This is a genomic window from Dehalococcoidia bacterium, assembly GCA_030018455.1.
GTDB lineage: Bacteria > Chloroflexota > Dehalococcoidia > DSTF01 > JALHUB01 > JASEFU01.
In genome coordinates, this window is sequence record JASEFU010000005.1 from 96,872 (window position 1) to 113,134 (window position 16,263).

A 16,263-nucleotide genomic window follows, 5' to 3' on the forward strand; every position below is an offset into this window, starting at 1 on the left:
CGCGAGGGCGTTACACCGGCCTCAGGAACAAGCGCCAGATGACGGCCGCCATCTCGATGCCCACACTGAGCGAGGCCTTCGATTGCCCTGCCTTCCGGTCTTCGAACGTAATGGGCACTTCGATGAGGGGAATGCCCAACCGCCAGGCCAGATAATTCATCTCGACCTGGAAGGCGAAGCCGGTGGAGCGGACCGAGTCGAGCGGGAGGGCGGCGAGGGCGGCGCGGCCCCAGCACTTGAAGCCGCCGGTGGCGTCGCTGACAGGGACCCGCAGCAGGATGCGGGCGGCAAGGCTGGCGGCGCGGCCCACCAAGATTCTGCGCAGGGGCCAGCCCGGGGTCGACCCACCAAATACGTATCGTGAGCCTATCACCACGTTGCCGCCGGTCGCCGCTGCGGCGAGACGGGGAAGGTCGCCGGGGTCGTGCGAGAAGTCGCTGTCCATCTGGAAGATGAGGTCGGCCCCCAGCTCAAGCGCCCTCCGGAAGCCGGCGACATAGGCGCTGCCGAGGCCCAGTTTCTCGGGACGGCTGATCAAGTGGACGCGCGGCTCATCGCGCGCTATCGCCGCCACGATATCGCCCGTGCCGTCGGGCGACGAGTCGTCGATCACCAGCGCCTCGTACTCGCTGCCCAGCGAAAGGACCCGTTCGAGCAGCCGTCGGATGTTGGCGCTTTCGTTGTAAGTGGGCAAGACGACGACGCGCTTTCCTGAGAGCCCGGGCGCGGTAGCCAAGCCGGACGCGGGAACGAAAACGGGCGGGGGCGCAGCGCGCCACGTCCATGAGGCGCTCACTGTGAAGTTGATGCCGGACGCGACGGCGATCGCTATGAGGTTCGCAGGGAGGTAGTGGACATCCGCTGCTGAGGTGAGCAGCATGAAAAGGCTCAGGTTCACGGCCGCCGCCGTCGCCGCCGTGGCGTGGAACGCGAAGGCGCGCGTCCACCAAGGGCGCATCCTCCGGCCGGCGCCGAATGTCCAGATGTCGTTGAGCGCGAAGTTGCTGCAGATCGAGGTCTCGACGGCGAGCGCCGCCGCCGGCAGGGGCGCGAGGCCCAGGCGGCCGTGCAGGAGCCAGAGCGTGGCCATGTTCACGCCCACGCCGCTCAGGCCGACGAGGAGAAAGCGGACCGGTCGGGGAATGGGGACGTCTTCGCAACGCCGCCACCAGCGAAGAAGCGCCGTCTTCATCGCGTACGCTCTCCTTCGACCTCTGTCTGCGCCGGCGGGCGGGAAGCCGCGGCGTCGACGCGAAGGTACAACTCAGCATACTCGACCCGGCCCGCGTAGCGATAGTGGGCGTCGAGGTGCTGCTTCAGCTCGGCCGGAGGGCCCGACTGACAGCCCTCGAACTCGCGGTCCGACGGCTCGCACTTGAAGGTCAGCAGGACGAGCTTCGGGCGTCGCAGCTCGAGGTCGCGCACGACCTCCGTCATCATCGAGGGGTAGATGCCGTAGGCGCGGTTGTGCACCCAGCGGCTGGCGGGACGGCGGTCGGCGAGGAAGTAGATGTCGCTCTGGCGCCCGAACTCGTAAACGTAGTCGTCCGGCGCGGTGAGGGCGGCGACGTCGTCGGCGATGACCTCGGCGTCCAGCGAACGATGGGCGTAGTCGGTGTAAGTGTACTGGACGAGGAAGCGGTCGTCGGCGCCGGGCCGAGCGTAGAGGAAGAGGGAGACGCCGGCGACGACGACGGCGCAGGCCGCGAGCGCGTAGCCCTGCCATCGCCTGTCCTTGCGCCAGCCGTCGATGACGGAGTCGAGGCCGACGGCGCCGAGGACGGCGGCCGCAGGGAGCAGCCCCACGTTATAGTGCGGCGACGTCTTCCCCAGCAGGTGCGTCGCGAGCTCCGAGGAGACGGCAAAGGTGAGAAGAAGCCCGGCGACGCGGTCGCGACGCTGCCAGAGGCGCAGCCCGCCGAAAACGGCGAGCGCCCAGAGGAAGAGTCCGCCGAAAAGGGGCGGCGGGTTTAGCAGCAGCGGAGGCAGCAGCTTTGTATAGAAGGCATAGTCGCTGGAGAAGAGGAAGTTGAGGTGCACCGTGGCGTACCAGAGGTCATCGAGGGCGCCGTGGGCGCAGAAATAGGCGGCGAGCGGGGCCAGGCCGAGCGCCGCGCCGGAGCCGAGGAGCAGCAGCGACCGCAAGCGCTGCGTCCGCTCATCCGGGTTGCGCGCGGCAAGGACGGCCAGCCACAGAGCGTAGCCCGCCAGCGGGAGCGCCGCCGCCTGTTTCGTCAGGACGGCGAAGGTGGTGAAGAGGCCCGCGGGAAGGAACCACCACTCGCTGCCGCCGGCGCCCCTCACGACCGCCCAGAAGCCGGCGGCGAGGGGAAGCAGCATGAGAATCTCGGCGTTGGCGTTCGCCTGGAGGAAGGGGTTGGCGAAGGCGAGGGCGAAGAGCAGCGCCGCCAGCAGGCCGCGTCGAGGGCCGAGCAGGATGCGCGCCGAGTCCCAGACGAAGGGCAGCGCCGCCGCCGCCGCCAAAGCGGCGAGCAGCCGCGGGGCGACGACCGTCTCCCCGAAGAGCTTAAATGCCCCCGCGTACCAGAGGTACAGGACGGGCGGTTTGTTGTCCCAGAGGTCGCGGTAGGGGATGGAGCCGTCGAGCCAGCCGCGGGCGATGACGCCGTAGAGTCCCTGGTCGCGCTCGAAGGGAGCGTTGAAGAGGGGCATCAGGAAGAGGACGGGCAGCAACGAGAGGGCGATGAGGAGCGCCAAGAGAAGTAGGGCCCGTCGCAGCCCAGGGCTCCAGAGGCGCTCAACGGCCATCGACGCCTGCAACTCCATGTCGCCTCTCCCCCGGGTCCGTCCTCGTGTGCGACCTGGAAACGGGCCGGGGCGTCGCGAGGGTCTAATCGCAATCTAGCAGCCGCCGCATGGCTCGTCAAGGACGCGACAGGCAGCCCCCGCCACTACTTAACGACGATGGTTACAGCGAACGTCTTCTCTGCTTTCGTGCCGCCTTCCCACGGCTGGCTGTATTCGAGGGTCAGCGTGCTGGCGCCCTCCGCCGCGGCCTTGAACGTCCACTCCTCGTGGCCGCCTGCGCCTACCAGGGGCTCGCCGCCCGACTCCTGGGGCTCGACGTACACGTGGTCGACCGGCGTGACGGCCGCCTCGTCCGTGTTGCCGGCTAGCTGCCACTGGAACCCCGTGGTCGCGTTCGACTCAAGGGTCAGCTTTATGACGTCGCCGGGCGCCGCCTCGATCTGCTTTCCAGACTGCGAGTAGTCCACGGCGATCTCCCGCCCGCCCTTGTCGTCGCCGCCGGCCTGCGTCCAGCCTATCGCCCCGCCGACAGCGGCGAGCAGCACCAGAATTGCTACGATTACCAGTTGCTTCTTCACGTGTAGGTCCTCCTTTTCCCTTCCGGCTTTTGCTTCCACCCCCTTAGACGCCATGGGACGCCGCTTTGTTCCGCACGGCAAGGGCGATGCGGCAAGCGGGAAGCCGGGGCAACTTGAAAGCGGGTGAGACGGGCGCCGGGGAGTCCGGGAAGTCGCTAACGACGGGGAGCGGTTGCGGTGATCAGGCGTCACTGCGGCGGGGAAAAGGAGCCCACTAGCACCGCAGCAACTCCCCGCCGTCTACAGTATCGGCGGTTGCGGCGAAAGCTGAAGCGGCGTCAGGGCGCGCAGCCGCCGGGCACGGCGCTAAGGTGCGAGGCTGCATGGTAGGAGCTGCGGACGAGCGGACCCGACTCGACATGGAGGAATCCGGCCTCCTCCGCTTCGCGTCGCAGCTCATCGAACTCAGCGGGAGGGTAGAAGCGGACGACCGGCAACTGCTTCGCGCCCGGCCGCAGGTACTGGCCGATGGTGAGGACATCGCAGCCGGCCGCCCGGAGGTCGCCGAAGACTTCGCGCAGCTCCTCCCTGCTTTCGCCCAGCCCGACCATCAGCCCGCTTTTGGTTAGCGCGCCGCTCTCTCTGCTCCGGCGCAGCAGCTCCAGCGAGCGCGTGTAGTGCGCCTGGGGCCGGACCTCTCGATAGAGCCTCGGCACGGTCTCCACGTTGTGATTGAGGATATCGGGGTGGGCTTCGAGGACATGCGTCAGCGCCCGCTGGTCGCCCCGGAAGTCCGGTACCAGCACTTCGACGGTCGTGCCCGGTGAGACTTCGCGGATCGAATCGATCACGGCAGCGAAGACAGAAGCGCCGCCGTCCGGGAGGTCGTCGCGTGTGACCGAGGTGACGACGGCGTGACGCAGGCCGAAGAGGCGCACCGTCTCGGCGACGCGCCGCGGCTCCTCGCCGTCGAGGGCGGCGGGACGGCCCTTCCGGATGCCGCAGAAGCGGCAGGCGCGGGTGCAGACGTCGCCGAGGATGAGGAATGTCGCCGTCCCCGACTCAAAGCACTCGCCGATGTTGGGGCAGCCGGCCTCCTCGCAGACGGTGTGGAGCGCCGACCGTCGCAGCAGCGCTTGCAGGCGTAAGTAGTTCGGCCCGCCGGGGGCGCGCACCTTCAGCCATCCGGGCAGGCGGCGCGGCGCTGCCGCCCCGGGGGAATCGCCTTCTTTCATGTCTGCCTCACGCTCATGATATCAGGTTTTGCCGCCGTCCGTCCGAAGTAATATCCGGCGGGACAACGCTTCTGCTATACTGTTGGCGCAATAGCGAACATGCGAGCGAGGTAGTGCAGAGGATACTTGTCGTCGGGGGCGGCGAAAGCAGCGAGGAGATAGCGCGACAGCTCACGGACGCGGGGTACGACGTCGAGCTCTGCCGCGCCGCCCTCCTCCCGAAAGTGCTGGCGTCGAAGGCGTCGCCGACGGCGCTTGTCTTCGACCTCTCGCAAGTCGAAGGCCCCGCGGCCCGCGAACTTCTGCCGCCGGAAGAAGGCAGGGACCGCGTGCCGGTCATCGCGGTGCTGGGCGAGGCGCATGTCCTGCTGAACGAGAACAATCTCGCCGCGAGCGACTTCGTATTGTACCCGCTGCGGCCGGGCGAGCTGGCGGCGCGCCTGCGACGGCTCATCGGCAGGCCGGAGGAGGCGCCGGCGGACGTGGTAAGGCAGGGGGCGCTCCTGATCGATACGGCGAGCTATCGCGTGTACGTGGAGGGCGCGCTGATCGACCTGACATACAAGGAATACGAGCTGCTCCGCTTTCTGGCCACTCACCCCGACCACGTCTTCACGCGGGAAGCCCTTCTCGACAAGGTGTGGGGGTACGACTTCTACGGGGGCGCCCGCACCGTCGACGTGCACATACGGCGGCTGCGCAGCAAGCTGGAGCACGGCGGCCACACGTTCATAGAGACGGTGCGGAGCGTGGGCTACCGCTTCCACGCCTCCTGACGCCTTTCGTCGCACCAGATGGGCCTTGACGGGCGGCAGGGAGCAGCCTAGAATGTAATCGGTCGGAGGGAAGAGCCGCGGTGAGTGGCGTTACTCCAACTGAATACGTGGGCTTCTGAGGCATCGGCAGGTAGTGTCCGGTGCCTTTTTGACTGCCCGAGCAGGAGAGTGAAATGAACTCCAGCCTCATCGGCAAGATCGAGAAGGCCAAGCGCTACGCGCAGGAGCGGCACCGGCTGCGTTTCAACAGCTTTGCCGTCGATTTCCAGGGGGAGAACTCCTCCCACCACGTGACGTTCGAAGACGGGCGCTGGCGCTGCACGTGCGATTTCTTTGCCGGACGGGGGCTATGCTCGCACACGATGGCGCTGGAGCGGATCCTGGAGGGGATGTTGCCCCGGGAGGCGCTGACAAGCTAAGACTGTAGACGGGAGGCTGCTAGCCGCCGTAGCCGTTCGGGTGCGCCTGGTGCCACAGCCAGGCGCTTTCGATTATCTCCGCCAGCTCCGTAAAGCGCGGTTGCCAACCCAGCTCGCTGCGCGCCCGGTCGGAGCTTGCGACGAGGGCCGCGGGGTCGCCCTCGCGGCGCGGCGCCTCCCTGACGGCTATCGTGCGGCCGGTAACGCGCTGCGCCGTCTCCACCACCTCGCGGTTGGAGAAGCCCTGCCCGCTGCCCACGTTGTAGACGGCGCTCCCCGCCTCACAGCGTTCCAACGCCAGGAAATGCGCCTGCGCCAGGTCGGAGACGTGGACGTAGTCGCGGATGCACGTGCCGTCAGGCGTCGGGTAGTCCGTGCCGTAGAGATCCACGGCGTCGCGCTGCCCGAGCGCAGCCTGCAACACGACGGGGATGAGATGGGTCTCCGGGCGGTGGTCTTCGCCCAGGCGGTCGGTGGCCCCAGCGGCGTTGAAGTAACGCAGGGAGACGTAACGGAGGCCGCACTGCGAGTCGTACCAGCGCAGGAGCCGCTCCACCACCGCCTTCGATTCGCCGTACGGGTTGAGCGGGGCGAGCGGCGCGTCCTCCGGTATCGGCACCGACGGGGGGTCGCCGTAAACGCCGGCGCTGGAACTGAATACAAAGCGCATGACGCCGTGCGACACCATGCTGTTGAGGAGATTGATGACGTTGGAGACGTTGTTCTGGAAGTACTTGCCCGGCTCCTGCATCGACTCGCCGGCCGCGATGAAGCCGCCGTAGTAGACCACGCCGTCGAAGCGGCGGCGGGCGAAGACGTCGTTAAGCAGGGCCTGGTCCGCGAGGTCGCCGACGACAAGCTCTGCGCCCGGGGAGACTGCCTCCACGTGCCCGGTGACCAGGCTGTCGTAGACGACAACCTGGTGGCCGGAATCGAGAAGCTCCGCGACGGTGACGCTGCCGATGTACCCGGCGCCGCCTACAACCAGGACGTTCATCCCTCGAACTTCCGGAAGACGAGACAGGCGTTCTGCCCGCCGAAGCCGAAGCTGTTCTTGAGGATGACCCGCACGTCGGCCTTGCGCGCGCCCTCCGGCACGTAGTCGAGGTCGCACTCGGGGTCGGGGTGCTCCCGGTTGATGGTGGGATGGATGGTCTGGCTCAGGAGTGTCTGAACGCAGGCCACCGACTCCAGCGCGCCGGCGCCGCCCAGCACGTGGCCGATCATCGACTTCGTGGAGCTGATAGGGACCTTGTAGGCCTGCTCGCCGAAGAGCGCCTTGATCGCCCTGGTTTCCGCGGCGTCGTTCAGCGGCGTCGACGTTCCGTGGGCGTTTATGTAGCTCACCTCGGCCGGCGTCACGCCTGCGTCCTCAAGCGCCCAGCGCATCGCGCGGAGCGCCCCGTCGCCGTCTTCGCAGGGGGCAACGATGTGGAAGGCGTCGGCGCTGGCGCCGTAGCCGGCAAGCTCCGCCAGGATGGGGGCGCCCCGCTTCTGCGCGTGCTCCAGGCTTTCGAGCACGAGTATCGCCGCGCCTTCGGCGCACACGAAGCCGTCGCGTTCGGCGTCGAAGGGGCGGCTTGCCTTTTCAGGCTCGTCGTTCCGTGTCGAGAGGGCGCGCATCACGCAGAAGGAGGCCAGTCCGAGCTCGCTTATGCCCGCCTCGGTGCCGCCCGTCACCATGACGTCGGCCTTGCCGCGGCGGACGACTTCCAGCGCCTCGCCGATGGCCTGAGTGGAAGCGGCGCAGGCGGTGATCGCCGTGTTGTTGTAGCCTTTCAGGCCGAACTGGATGGCCACCTGGGCGGCGGCCATATTGGGCAGCATCTTCGGAATGTAGAAGGGGTCCATGCGCATGCCGCCCTTCTCGACCAGCGTGCGCATCGCCTCCTCCGTGTTGGGGAAGCCGCCGTTGCCGTTCCCGAGGACAGCGCCGATCCGGCTGCGGTCTTCCTTCTCGAGGTCGAGCGCCGCCGCTTCGATTGCCTGGCGGGCCGCCGCCACCGCAAGCTGCGTAAAGCGCGCCATCCGCCGCGCCTCCTTGCGGTCGATGTAATCGAGCGGGTCGAACCCCTTCACCTCGGCGTTGATTTGCGTCGGGTAGGCGCTTGCATCGAACTTGGTTATCCGGGTGACGCCCGAGCGTCCGTTCACGCAGCCGTCCCAGAACGACTCCACCGTCAGCCCCAGGGGGGTTATCGCTCCTAGGCCGGTGACAACGACACGACGGACCGGACCGCTTCCTCTCATGTTCTCCATCCTGTCTTGTGCGTCCTCTCTCGCGAGATTCTAATCGTCAGGTCTGCCCGGGTTCAAGCTCCGTGCTCCTCGATGCCGAGCAAATAGGCCCGCGCCTCGGCGACGACAAAGAGCGAGCCGGTGACGCAGATGAGGTCGTCGGGCCGGGCGAGGCCGCGGGCGGCGTCGACGGCAGCGCGCACGTCTTCCAGGACCAGCGTGGGCGCGTCGAGCGCGGCGAAAGCCGCCGCCACGTCGGACGCGGGCGCGCTCCTGGGGTGGGACGCCCGCGCGGCGATGACGGACGGCTCGAGCGGCGTTAGCTCGGCGGCGAAGGCGGCGGCGTCCTTGTCCTTCGAGAGGCCGGCGACGAGAATGCAGCGCGAGAACGAGAAGTCTTCCAGAAGCGTCTCCCGCAGCCGGCGCGCCGCTTCCGCGCTATGGGCGCCGTCGAGCACGAGCAGCGGGCGGCGTTCCACCACCTCGAGACGCCCCGGCCAGCGCACGCCCGCGAGGCCCCGGCGAACTTCCTCCGGCCCCGCGCGCACGCCGTACGGCGCCAGCGCTTCGACGGCGACCAGCGCTGTCGCGGCGTTCTCAAGCTGGTGGCGGCCCAGGAGCGGAAGCCGCGCTTCGTATGTCCGGACGGGGGTCTCAAGCCGGAAGTCCTGCCCGTCGAGGTCGTGCCCCAGGCGTTCGATGCGGCAGGTCTCCCCCGTATCGATCAGGGGTGCCCGTTGACGGCAACTGACGTCTCGTATCACTGCCGCCGCCGGCTCCGGCTGCCGCGCCATAACGACGACGGCGCCGGGGGTGATGATCCCCGCCTTCTCGCCTGCTATCTGCTCCACCGTGTCGCCGAGAATGTTCGTATGCTCGAGCCCGATGGGCGTGATTACGCAGACCTCTTTCTTCTCCACCGCATTCGTGGAATCGAGGCGGCCTCCCAGGCCCGTCTCCATCACCTGGACATCCGCCTGCGTCCGCCGGTAGTGCATGAACGACATCGCCGTGAACAGGTCGAAGGTCACGAGCTCGCGCCTGGGGAAGGCAGCTTTTACCTGTTCGACGGCCGGCGGGAGCTCTCCGGCGAGGGCGGCGAAATCGTCGCGGTTAATTGAGTCGCCGTCGATCTGAATGCGCTCTCGGAAGCTGTGGAGGTGCGGGCTTATGAAGGCGCCGACCTTCAGGCCGCACTCGCTCAGTATGGTCGAGATCATGGCAGCGACGCTTCCCTTGCCTTTGCTGCCGGCAATATGGACGGTGAGCCGGCCAAGCTGCGGGTCGCCGACCTCGCGCAGGAGTCGCCGCATGGGCGCGAGATCGGTGCGTGTGCTGAAGCGGCCGCTGCGTTCGAAATCGGCGAAGCTCAGGAGGTAGGCGATTGCCTGTTCGTAGTCCATGCTCCGGTGGTTACGCATAGTAGCATCGGATCCCTCCGCAGGCAAGGATGTCTGTCATTTGACGCCCACTTGACACCGCTGCTACCATTGGCCGTACAGGAAGAGTCTGATGGGGACGGGGACATCTCGCGCCATTTCTTGAGTGACCGCGGGTGTCCTGTTTTCTTGTCCGGCGCGGCGCCGCAAGGAGGTGAACAATGATTACCGTTAGTGTCATCAAAGCAGACGTAGGCGGCTACGTAGGGCATTCCTCGATGCATCCCGACCTTACGGAGTGCGCCAACCAGGGGCTCGACAAGGCCAGACAACAGGGCGTTCTCATCGATTTCCACGTCGACCGGTGCGGGGACGATCTCTTTCTGATCATGACTCACGACCACGGTGTGAACGACGAAGTGGTGCATTCCCTTGCCTGGGACATATTCCGCGCCTGCACTGAAGAAGCCAAGCGACTGAAGCTCTACGGCGCCGGCCAGGACCTGCTTGCCGAGGCGTTCTCCGGCAACATCCGCGGCATGGGGCCCGGCTCGGCGGAGATGGAGCTGGAGGAGCGGACCTCGGAGCCCCTTCTCATCTTTATGGCCGACAAGACATCGGCGGGCTCATTCAACCTGCCGCTGTTCAAGATGTTCGCCGACCCGTTCAACACGGCGGGCCTCGTCATCGCCGAGAACCTGCACGCGGGCTTTACGTTTGAGGTCCACGATATCGTAAACCATCGCAAGATACGTTTCCACGCGCCGGAAGAGATATACGATCTCCTAGTGTTCCTGGGTTCCCCCTCGCACTACGCCGTGAAGGCGGTGTACAGCAGGCGCAGCGGTGAGGTTGCCGCCGTCTCCAGCACCGACCGCCTTTCCCTTATCGCCGGGCGTTACGTCGGCAAAGACGACCCGACCTGCATCGTGCGCTCGCAGGGCGACTTCCCGGCGGTTGGAGAGGTGCTGGAGCCCTTCACTCTGCCGTTCCTGGTGGAAGGATGGATGAGGGGGTCGCACCAGGGCCCGCTCATGCCCTGCGCCGTCCATGACTCCAACCCCTCGCGCTTCGATGGGCCGCCCCGTATAGCCTGTCTCGGCTTCCAGCTAGCGAACGGGCGTCTTGTGGGGCCTCGCGACATGTTCGACGACCCCGGCTTCGACGAGGCGCGGCGCCAGGCCAATCTCATGGCCGACTACTTCCGCCGGCACGGCCCCTTTGAGCCGCATCGCCTGCCGCTGGAAGAGATGGAGTACACGACGATGCCGGCGGTGGCGAAGAAGCTGATGGACCGCTGGGAGCCCCTCGAATAGGCCTCCGGCCACGACCATTGCCACGTCTACTGCTCGCCACCAACAACCGCGGAAAAGTAACGGAATACCGCGCCCTGCTCGAAGACTGCGGCTGGGAGATCGTCACGCCTGCCGAGATCGGCCTCGCGCTCGAAGTCGAGGAGTCTGGTGCCGATTATGTCACCAATGCTAAGATCAAAGCGCAGGCGTTCGCGCAGGCGAGCGGGCTGCTCTCGCTGGCGGACGATTCGGGCCTCGAAATCGACGCTCTCGGCGGCAGGCCCGGCCCGCTTTCCGCCCGATACGCGGGAGATGCGGCAGACGATGAGGAGCGGGTCAGGAAGGTGCTGGCGGAGATGAAGGGCATCGAGCGGGCGCGGCGGAAGGCCCGCTTTCGCTGCGTTATAGCCCTCGCCGAGCCTTCCGGGAAGGTGCATTTCGCTGAGGGCGTGGCCGAGGGCGCGATCGCGGAGGAGCCGCGGGGAGAAAGAGGCTTCGGCTACGATCCCCTCTTTCTCCTACCCGAGCACGGCCGTACCCTCGCGGAGCTGCCGCTCTCTGAGAAGAACGCGGTCAGCCACCGCGGGCGGGCGGCGCGAAAAGCCTGCGCGATTCTGAAAGCGATGCTGAGTGAGCAGAGACGTGACTGAGAACCCGGAACAAGCGCTTGTCGACGGCTACGGGAGGCGGATCAGCTACCTGCGCGTCTCTGTCACCGACCGCTGCAACCTGCGCTGCGTCTACTGCATGCCCGAACAGGGCATCGATCTCGCTCCCATGGCGGAGATCCTGAGCTATGAAGAGATACGGCGCGTCGTCGAGGTGGCGGCGCCCATGGGGCTGCGGCACGTGCGGCTGACCGGCGGCGAGCCGCTGGCGCGCAAAGGCGTCGTCGATCTTGTGCGGATGATTGCGGCTGTCCCGGGCATCGAAGAGGTGACGCTGACGACGAACGGGGTCTCGCTGGCTCGGCACGCGCACGCGCTGGCGGAGGCAGGACTGCGGCGCGTCAACGTCAGCCTCGATACCTTCCGTCCCGACCGCTTTAAACAGATCACGCGCGTGGGGCGCTACGAGGACGTGATGGAAGGGATCGAGGCCGCCTCTGCAGCCGGTCTTCGCCCCATCAAGCTGAACGTCGTCCTCATTCCGTCGCTTAACGATGACGAGGCGCTGGATTTCGCGGCGTCGACTCTGGACAAGGACTGGGAGGTGCGCTTCATCGAGCTCATGCCCTTCCTGCCGTCGGAGAGCTGCGCCCGCGATACCACGGGGTCGGCCGGGTACGTGCCGAACGAGGTCGTCAGGCGCCGGATAGAGGAGCATCTGGGGCCGCTGTTGCCCGCGGAGACCGAGACCGGCAACGGGCCGGCGGAATACTACCGGCTTGAGGGCGCCGCAGGCCGGATAGGGTTCATCAGCCCCCTCAGCGGCGAGGACTTCTGCTCCCGCTGCAATCGCCTCCGCCTCACGGCCGACGGGCGGCTGCGCCCCTGCCTCCTGACCGATCGCGAGGTGGACGTGAAGGCGGCGCTGCGCGGCGAAGGCGGCGACGACGCCGTCCGGCTGGCGATCCTGCGGGCGCTGGAGATAAAGCCCGATTCCCACCACGTGAACGACGGCGACCGCCCCGTGCATCGCAGCATGATCGAGATCGGCGGCTAGGGCCTTCTGAGGGGCCGGTGGGAGAAATGAGCAGACTGAGCCACGTCGACGAGTCGGGTCGCGCCCGCATGGTGGACGTCACCTCCAAAGAAGAGACGTCTCGTGAGGCCACGGCCCGCGGCGAAGTCCGCATGAAGCCGGAGACGCTGGCGGCGATCCAATCAGGCGGCATAGCCAAGGGCGACGTGCTTGCCGTTGCCCGCGTGGCTGGCGTCATGGCGGCGAAGCGCGTCGATGAGCTTATCCCGCTGTGTCATCCGCTTCTCCTCACCTCCGTCGATGTCCAGTTCGAGCCGGTCGAGGCGGAGGGACTGCTGGGCATCACCGCCACCGCGAAGGCTGAGGGGAAGACGGGCGTGGAGATGGAGGCGCTGACAGCAGTCGCCGTTGCCGCGCTTACGGTGTACGACATGTGCAAGGCAATCGACCGCGCAATGCGGATCCAGTCCGTGCGGCTGGTGCGCAAGTCGGGCGGGAAGAGCGGCGAGATCGTCCTCGAATAGAAGGAAGCCGGCCCGAAAGCCGGCCCCCGTTCAACGTTCCCGGCGAGTCTTATTCAGCTTCTGCCAGCGCGGCGTCGATCACCTGCTTGAACGCCTCGAAGGGCTGCGCTCCGCCGAAATGCTTCCCGTTGATGAAGAAGGCCGGCGTGCCGAAGCGGTCGAGGCCCGCTTCCTGGACCGCCTTCTGCGCTGCCGTCATGTCCTTCTCTACGTCGTCGGTCTTCTCCCCCGAGTCGAGGCAATCGTTGAACTCATTGGTGTTCAGGCCCAGGGAGGCGGCGTAGGACTTAAGGCTTTCGACGTCCAGCGCCGACTGGTTCTGGAACAGGAGGTCGTGGTACTCCCAGAACGCCCCCTGATCGTAGGCGCACTCGCTTGCCTCAGCGGCCTTTAACGCGTCGGGGTGTATCGACGTTAGCGGGAAATTCATGAACACGAAGCGCACCCTGTCGCTGTATTCAGAGAGGATAGACGGCAACGTTTGCTGCGTAAACCGCGCGCAGTAGGGGCACTGAAAGTCGGAGAACTCGACGATCATCACCTTTGCGTCGGCGGGGCCTTTCGCCGGATTGTCGTCGACATCGATAGTGACGGGCCCCGGCGTAACGGCCGGCGAAGGTGTGTTCTGCGGCGTCTGGCCGGGCGGGACTACTGCGCTGCCGCCGTTCCCTCCGCCGTCGTTCGTCCCGAATATGGGCCAGGCGTGGTTTATGCCTGCCGCCGCAGCGACGACCGCCACTGCCGTCAGCAGGCTCACGAGGAAGGTAGCCCCTATATTCGGCGTCGGCCCGGATGGCGGCTGGCCCCCTCGCCTTGCGTGTGAAGACCCCGGTTCTGTTGTCAACTTTCCGACCTCCTGACGCCTAAACGGAAAAACCGGCCGTTTGTTGCCGGTCCCTCCCAAGCAAGAGTCTCAAGTACTTTACAGAAGTCGTTCGGGCAGTGTCAACTGCTCGAAGAACAGGGCGAAAAGGGGTATGCTAATCGAGAGGCATCCTGTTCCCGATTGAGGCCGCCCCGACTGATCGAGCGGGTGCCCGCACAGCCCGTCCGTTCCGTAGCGCCAGCTTACCGGCTGGACCCATCGTGCCATTCGTATGAACGACGCGCCGGAAGTGTTCCTGGAAGCGCGCAGGCCCGGCCTGCTGGGCGATCCCTCGTTTCTGCGGCTGCTGCAATCGCGCGCGATGGGGCAGGTGGCGCAAAACGCTCTGCTTTACGGGCTGCTCATCCTGATCGTCGAGGAGACGGGCTCCAGCATACACACCGTGCTCCTGGTTACCGCGGCCACGCTTCCTTCGATACTCTTCGGGATACCGGCGGGAGCCGTGGCCGAATGGTTGCCCCGCCGGGGGCTGATCGTCGCCGGCTATTTGCTCCGGGCCAGCATTGTGGGGGCGATGTTGTATTTCCGAGATGACGTCTGGGTGATCTACGCGCTGCTCTTTGGCTTTTCGACGGTAGGACAGTTGACGGGGCCCGCCGAATCGGCGGCGATACCACAGATGGTGCGGCCGGAGCAGGTTGCGGCGGCCAACTCCTTCTTCGTTCTGTCGGTCATGGCAGGACAGGTGGGCGGCGCGATCATCATCGCTCCCTTCTTGCTCAAGATATTCGGAGACCGCGCCGTGCTGGCCGTGGCGGCGGCGATATTCGTTCTGGCGGCGATGCTGGCCACAGGGATCAGAGGGTTGCGGAGGCAGCTGATCCATTCCGGCGAGGCGAAGATGGGGGTAGTCCGCGCTCTTGCCGAAGGCTGGAGGGTGATCAATTCGAGTGACAGGGCGTTCATGGCGATGGTGTACCTGACGATCACGGCCGCGTTCGCCCGTTCGATCGCGGTGCTGGCGCCGCATTACACGAGAGACATCCTGAAGATAGCCACGGAGGATACTGTGTTCGTGGTGGCGCCGGCGGCAATCGGCGCGCTGCTGGCGCTGGGGTTGACGCCCCTCGTCGCGCGGCTGTTCGGCGCGAGCAAGGCGGCGGCGGCGGGCTTCGTGCTGCTGGCGCTGGGGTTGATCGGCCTCGGGCTGGTGGTCTACGTGCGCGATTTCGTGGTGTCGCACGTCGATCTGGGCATCAGTTTTCTCGAAGACCGGGTGGGCGTGTCGTCCGTCATCACGATGGCGATGATCCTGGCCATCCCCGTAGGATTTGCGGTGACGATGGTGCAGGTGGCGTCGAAGGCCGTGCTGAACGGCGAGGCGCCCGCGGGGACGCAGGCGCGCGTGTTCGCCACCCAGAGCGCGCTGTCCGACGCGCTCGCGCTCGTGCCGCTGTTCGTGATCGGTACCGTAGCCGAGTTTGCGGGAGTGCGCGAGGTGCTGCTTGTGGCGGCTTCAGCGGGCCTAGCGGCGGCGGCGTATCTCTCGCTGCTGCGACGTCTGGCGAGCGCCGAACCGGCCCCGACCTGATTCCCCCGGTGTCGTCGCTTTGGTCTCGTCTCGGCGGGTGCGTCTTCAGAGCACGGTGTGCGGCGCGTCCTCCGCCGGCTCCGTTGTTCCTTGTGGACACCCCCCACGCGCTCCGTCTATAATTGGAGTGCATCTGCGGCGGCGGGCCGCTGATGCACATCCCGAAGGCAGGGTCCCCTTATTGATTGCCGCTGCGACAATCGAAGACATCGAAGCCACGGCAAAACGGGTAAGACGTCACATCGTCAGGATGATCGCCGCGGCGGGCAGCGGTCATCCCGGGGGCTCGCTGTCGGCAGTCGAAATCCTCTGCGCCCTCTACTTCCGCGTTCTCAGGCACGATCCAGCGCAGCCCCTATGGCCTGACCGCGACCGCTTCATCCTGAGCAAGGGGCACGCCGCCCCGGCCCTCTACGCCGTGCTGGCCGAGTCGGGCTATCTCCCGGTCGAAGAGCTGCTGACCCTGCGCAAGCTGGGTAGCCGCCTTCAGGGCCACACCTTCGCCTACTTCCCGCCCGGCGCCAACACGCTTTCGACGTGCATCCAGTCGATCCCGGGCGTGGAAGCGTGCGCGGGGTCGCTGGCGCAGGGGCTGTCGTTTGCCATCGGGCAGGCGCTTGCCGCCAGGCTCGATGGACGGGACTACCGCGCCTACTGCTTGCTCGGCGACGGTGAGCTCGATGAGGGCCAGGTGTGGGAAGCGGCGATGTCGGCCGCCCATCACAGGGTCGACAACCTCGTCGCCGTCGTCGACCGCAACCGCCTTCAAAACGATGGCTTCGTCGACGACATCATGCGCACGGACCCTCTGGACGCCAAGTGGCGCTCCTTCGGGTGGAATGTAGGCGAGGTGGAAGGGCATAATGTGAGAGAGCTGATCGCCGCCTTTGAGGCCGCGAAGGCCGTCAAGGGGAAGCCGAGCGTGATCATCGCCCACACCGTTAAAGGCAAGGGCGTTAGCTTCATGGAGAACAATCCAGAATTCCACGGGCGCGCTCCCAACAAAAAGGAGACAGAGAGAGCGCTCGCCGAGCTGGGCGGGGAGTGAG

16 protein-coding genes are annotated in these 16,263 nt (G+C 66.5%); 8 read left to right on the plus strand and 8 right to left on the minus strand.

Features of this window, described 5'->3' with window-relative positions; all coding sequences use genetic code 11:
• Positions 1-10 precede the first annotated feature (10 nt).
• The 4 genes from QME71_07870 to lipA all read right to left on the minus strand — a co-directional run bounded on the left by QME71_07870 (position 11) and on the right by lipA (position 4,522).
• On the minus strand, positions 11-1,192 hold the full coding sequence (locus QME71_07870) for a glycosyltransferase (GenBank protein MDI6858211.1): 1,182 nt from the start codon (positions 1,190-1,192) through the stop codon (positions 11-13).
• A complete protein-coding gene (locus QME71_07875; protein ID MDI6858212.1) occupies positions 1,189-2,787 on the minus strand; it encodes a glycosyltransferase family 39 protein in 1,599 nt (532 codons plus the stop codon). Before QME71_07875 ends, QME71_07870 begins: the two co-directional genes overlap by 4 nt.
• A 125-nt stretch (positions 2,788-2,912) precedes the next feature.
• Entirely contained in the window at positions 2,913-3,347 is a 435-nt protein-coding gene (locus tag QME71_07880) for a protease inhibitor I42 family protein (GenBank protein ID MDI6858213.1), read from the minus strand.
• 278 nt (positions 3,348-3,625) lie between these two features.
• Positions 3,626-4,522 carry a lipoyl synthase gene (gene lipA, locus QME71_07885; protein MDI6858214.1) on the minus strand — a complete coding sequence of 299 codons (897 nt, stop codon included), beginning with the start codon at positions 4,520-4,522 and terminating at the stop codon, positions 3,626-3,628.
• A gap of 113 nt (positions 4,523-4,635) precedes the next feature.
• Here lipA and QME71_07890 point away from each other — a divergent pair, with 113 nt between their 5' ends.
• Positions 4,636-5,298 carry a response regulator transcription factor gene (locus tag QME71_07890; protein ID MDI6858215.1) on the plus strand — a complete coding sequence of 221 codons (663 nt, stop codon included), beginning with the start codon at positions 4,636-4,638 and terminating at the stop codon, positions 5,296-5,298.
• Positions 5,299-5,471: 173 nt separating this feature from the next.
• A complete protein-coding gene (locus tag QME71_07895) occupies positions 5,472-5,717 on the plus strand; it encodes an SWIM zinc finger family protein (protein MDI6858216.1) in 246 nt (81 codons plus the stop codon).
• 19 nt (positions 5,718-5,736) lie between these two features.
• On the opposite strand, the gene galE is transcribed toward QME71_07895, so the two are convergent.
• The 3 genes from galE to QME71_07910 form a co-directional block, all read right to left on the minus strand.
• Entirely contained in the window at positions 5,737-6,714 is a 978-nt protein-coding gene (gene galE, locus QME71_07900; protein MDI6858217.1) for a UDP-glucose 4-epimerase GalE, read from the minus strand.
• On the minus strand, positions 6,711-7,967 hold the full coding sequence (gene fabF / locus QME71_07905; GenBank protein MDI6858218.1) for a beta-ketoacyl-ACP synthase II: 1,257 nt from the start codon (positions 7,965-7,967) through the stop codon (positions 6,711-6,713). The genes galE and fabF overlap by 4 nt, the downstream gene beginning before the upstream one ends.
• Before the next feature lie 62 nt (positions 7,968-8,029).
• Positions 8,030-9,376: a folylpolyglutamate synthase/dihydrofolate synthase family protein gene (locus QME71_07910; protein ID MDI6858219.1), complete on the minus strand. Its 1,347-nt coding sequence runs from the start codon at positions 9,374-9,376 to the stop codon at positions 8,030-8,032.
• A 179-nt stretch (positions 9,377-9,555) separates the two neighbouring features.
• Here QME71_07910 and fbp point away from each other — a divergent pair, with 179 nt between their 5' ends.
• From fbp to moaC, 4 genes are read left to right on the plus strand one after another with little or no spacing between them, the layout of a single operon-like run.
• The gene (gene fbp, locus QME71_07915) at positions 9,556-10,650 is read left to right on the plus strand and encodes a fructose-1,6-bisphosphate aldolase/phosphatase (GenBank protein ID MDI6858220.1); all 1,095 of its coding nucleotides are present in this window, start codon (positions 9,556-9,558) and stop codon (positions 10,648-10,650) included.
• A gap of 17 nt (positions 10,651-10,667) precedes the next feature.
• The gene (rdgB, locus tag QME71_07920; protein ID MDI6858221.1) at positions 10,668-11,279 is read left to right on the plus strand and encodes an RdgB/HAM1 family non-canonical purine NTP pyrophosphatase; all 612 of its coding nucleotides are present in this window, start codon (positions 10,668-10,670) and stop codon (positions 11,277-11,279) included.
• Positions 11,272-12,294 carry a GTP 3',8-cyclase MoaA gene (gene moaA, locus QME71_07925; protein ID MDI6858222.1) on the plus strand — a complete coding sequence of 341 codons (1,023 nt, stop codon included), beginning with the start codon at positions 11,272-11,274 and terminating at the stop codon, positions 12,292-12,294. The genes rdgB and moaA overlap by 8 nt, the downstream gene beginning before the upstream one ends.
• A 26-nt stretch (positions 12,295-12,320) precedes the next feature.
• Positions 12,321-12,797: a cyclic pyranopterin monophosphate synthase MoaC gene (moaC, locus tag QME71_07930; GenBank protein MDI6858223.1), complete on the plus strand. Its 477-nt coding sequence runs from the start codon at positions 12,321-12,323 to the stop codon at positions 12,795-12,797.
• 49 nt (positions 12,798-12,846) lie between these two features.
• Here moaC and QME71_07935 read toward each other — a convergent pair whose 3' ends face one another.
• On the minus strand, positions 12,847-13,554 hold the full coding sequence (locus tag QME71_07935) for a thioredoxin domain-containing protein (protein MDI6858224.1): 708 nt from the start codon (positions 13,552-13,554) through the stop codon (positions 12,847-12,849).
• A 340-nt stretch (positions 13,555-13,894) separates the two neighbouring features.
• Here QME71_07935 and QME71_07940 point away from each other — a divergent pair, with 340 nt between their 5' ends.
• Positions 13,895-15,214: an MFS transporter gene (locus QME71_07940; protein ID MDI6858225.1), complete on the plus strand. Its 1,320-nt coding sequence runs from the start codon at positions 13,895-13,897 to the stop codon at positions 15,212-15,214.
• Between the two features lie 181 nt (positions 15,215-15,395).
• Positions 15,396-16,262 (plus strand): transketolase, encoded by an 867-nt coding sequence (locus QME71_07945; GenBank protein MDI6858226.1) that lies wholly within the window; start codon positions 15,396-15,398, stop codon positions 16,260-16,262.
• Position 16,263: the final 1 nt, after the last annotated feature.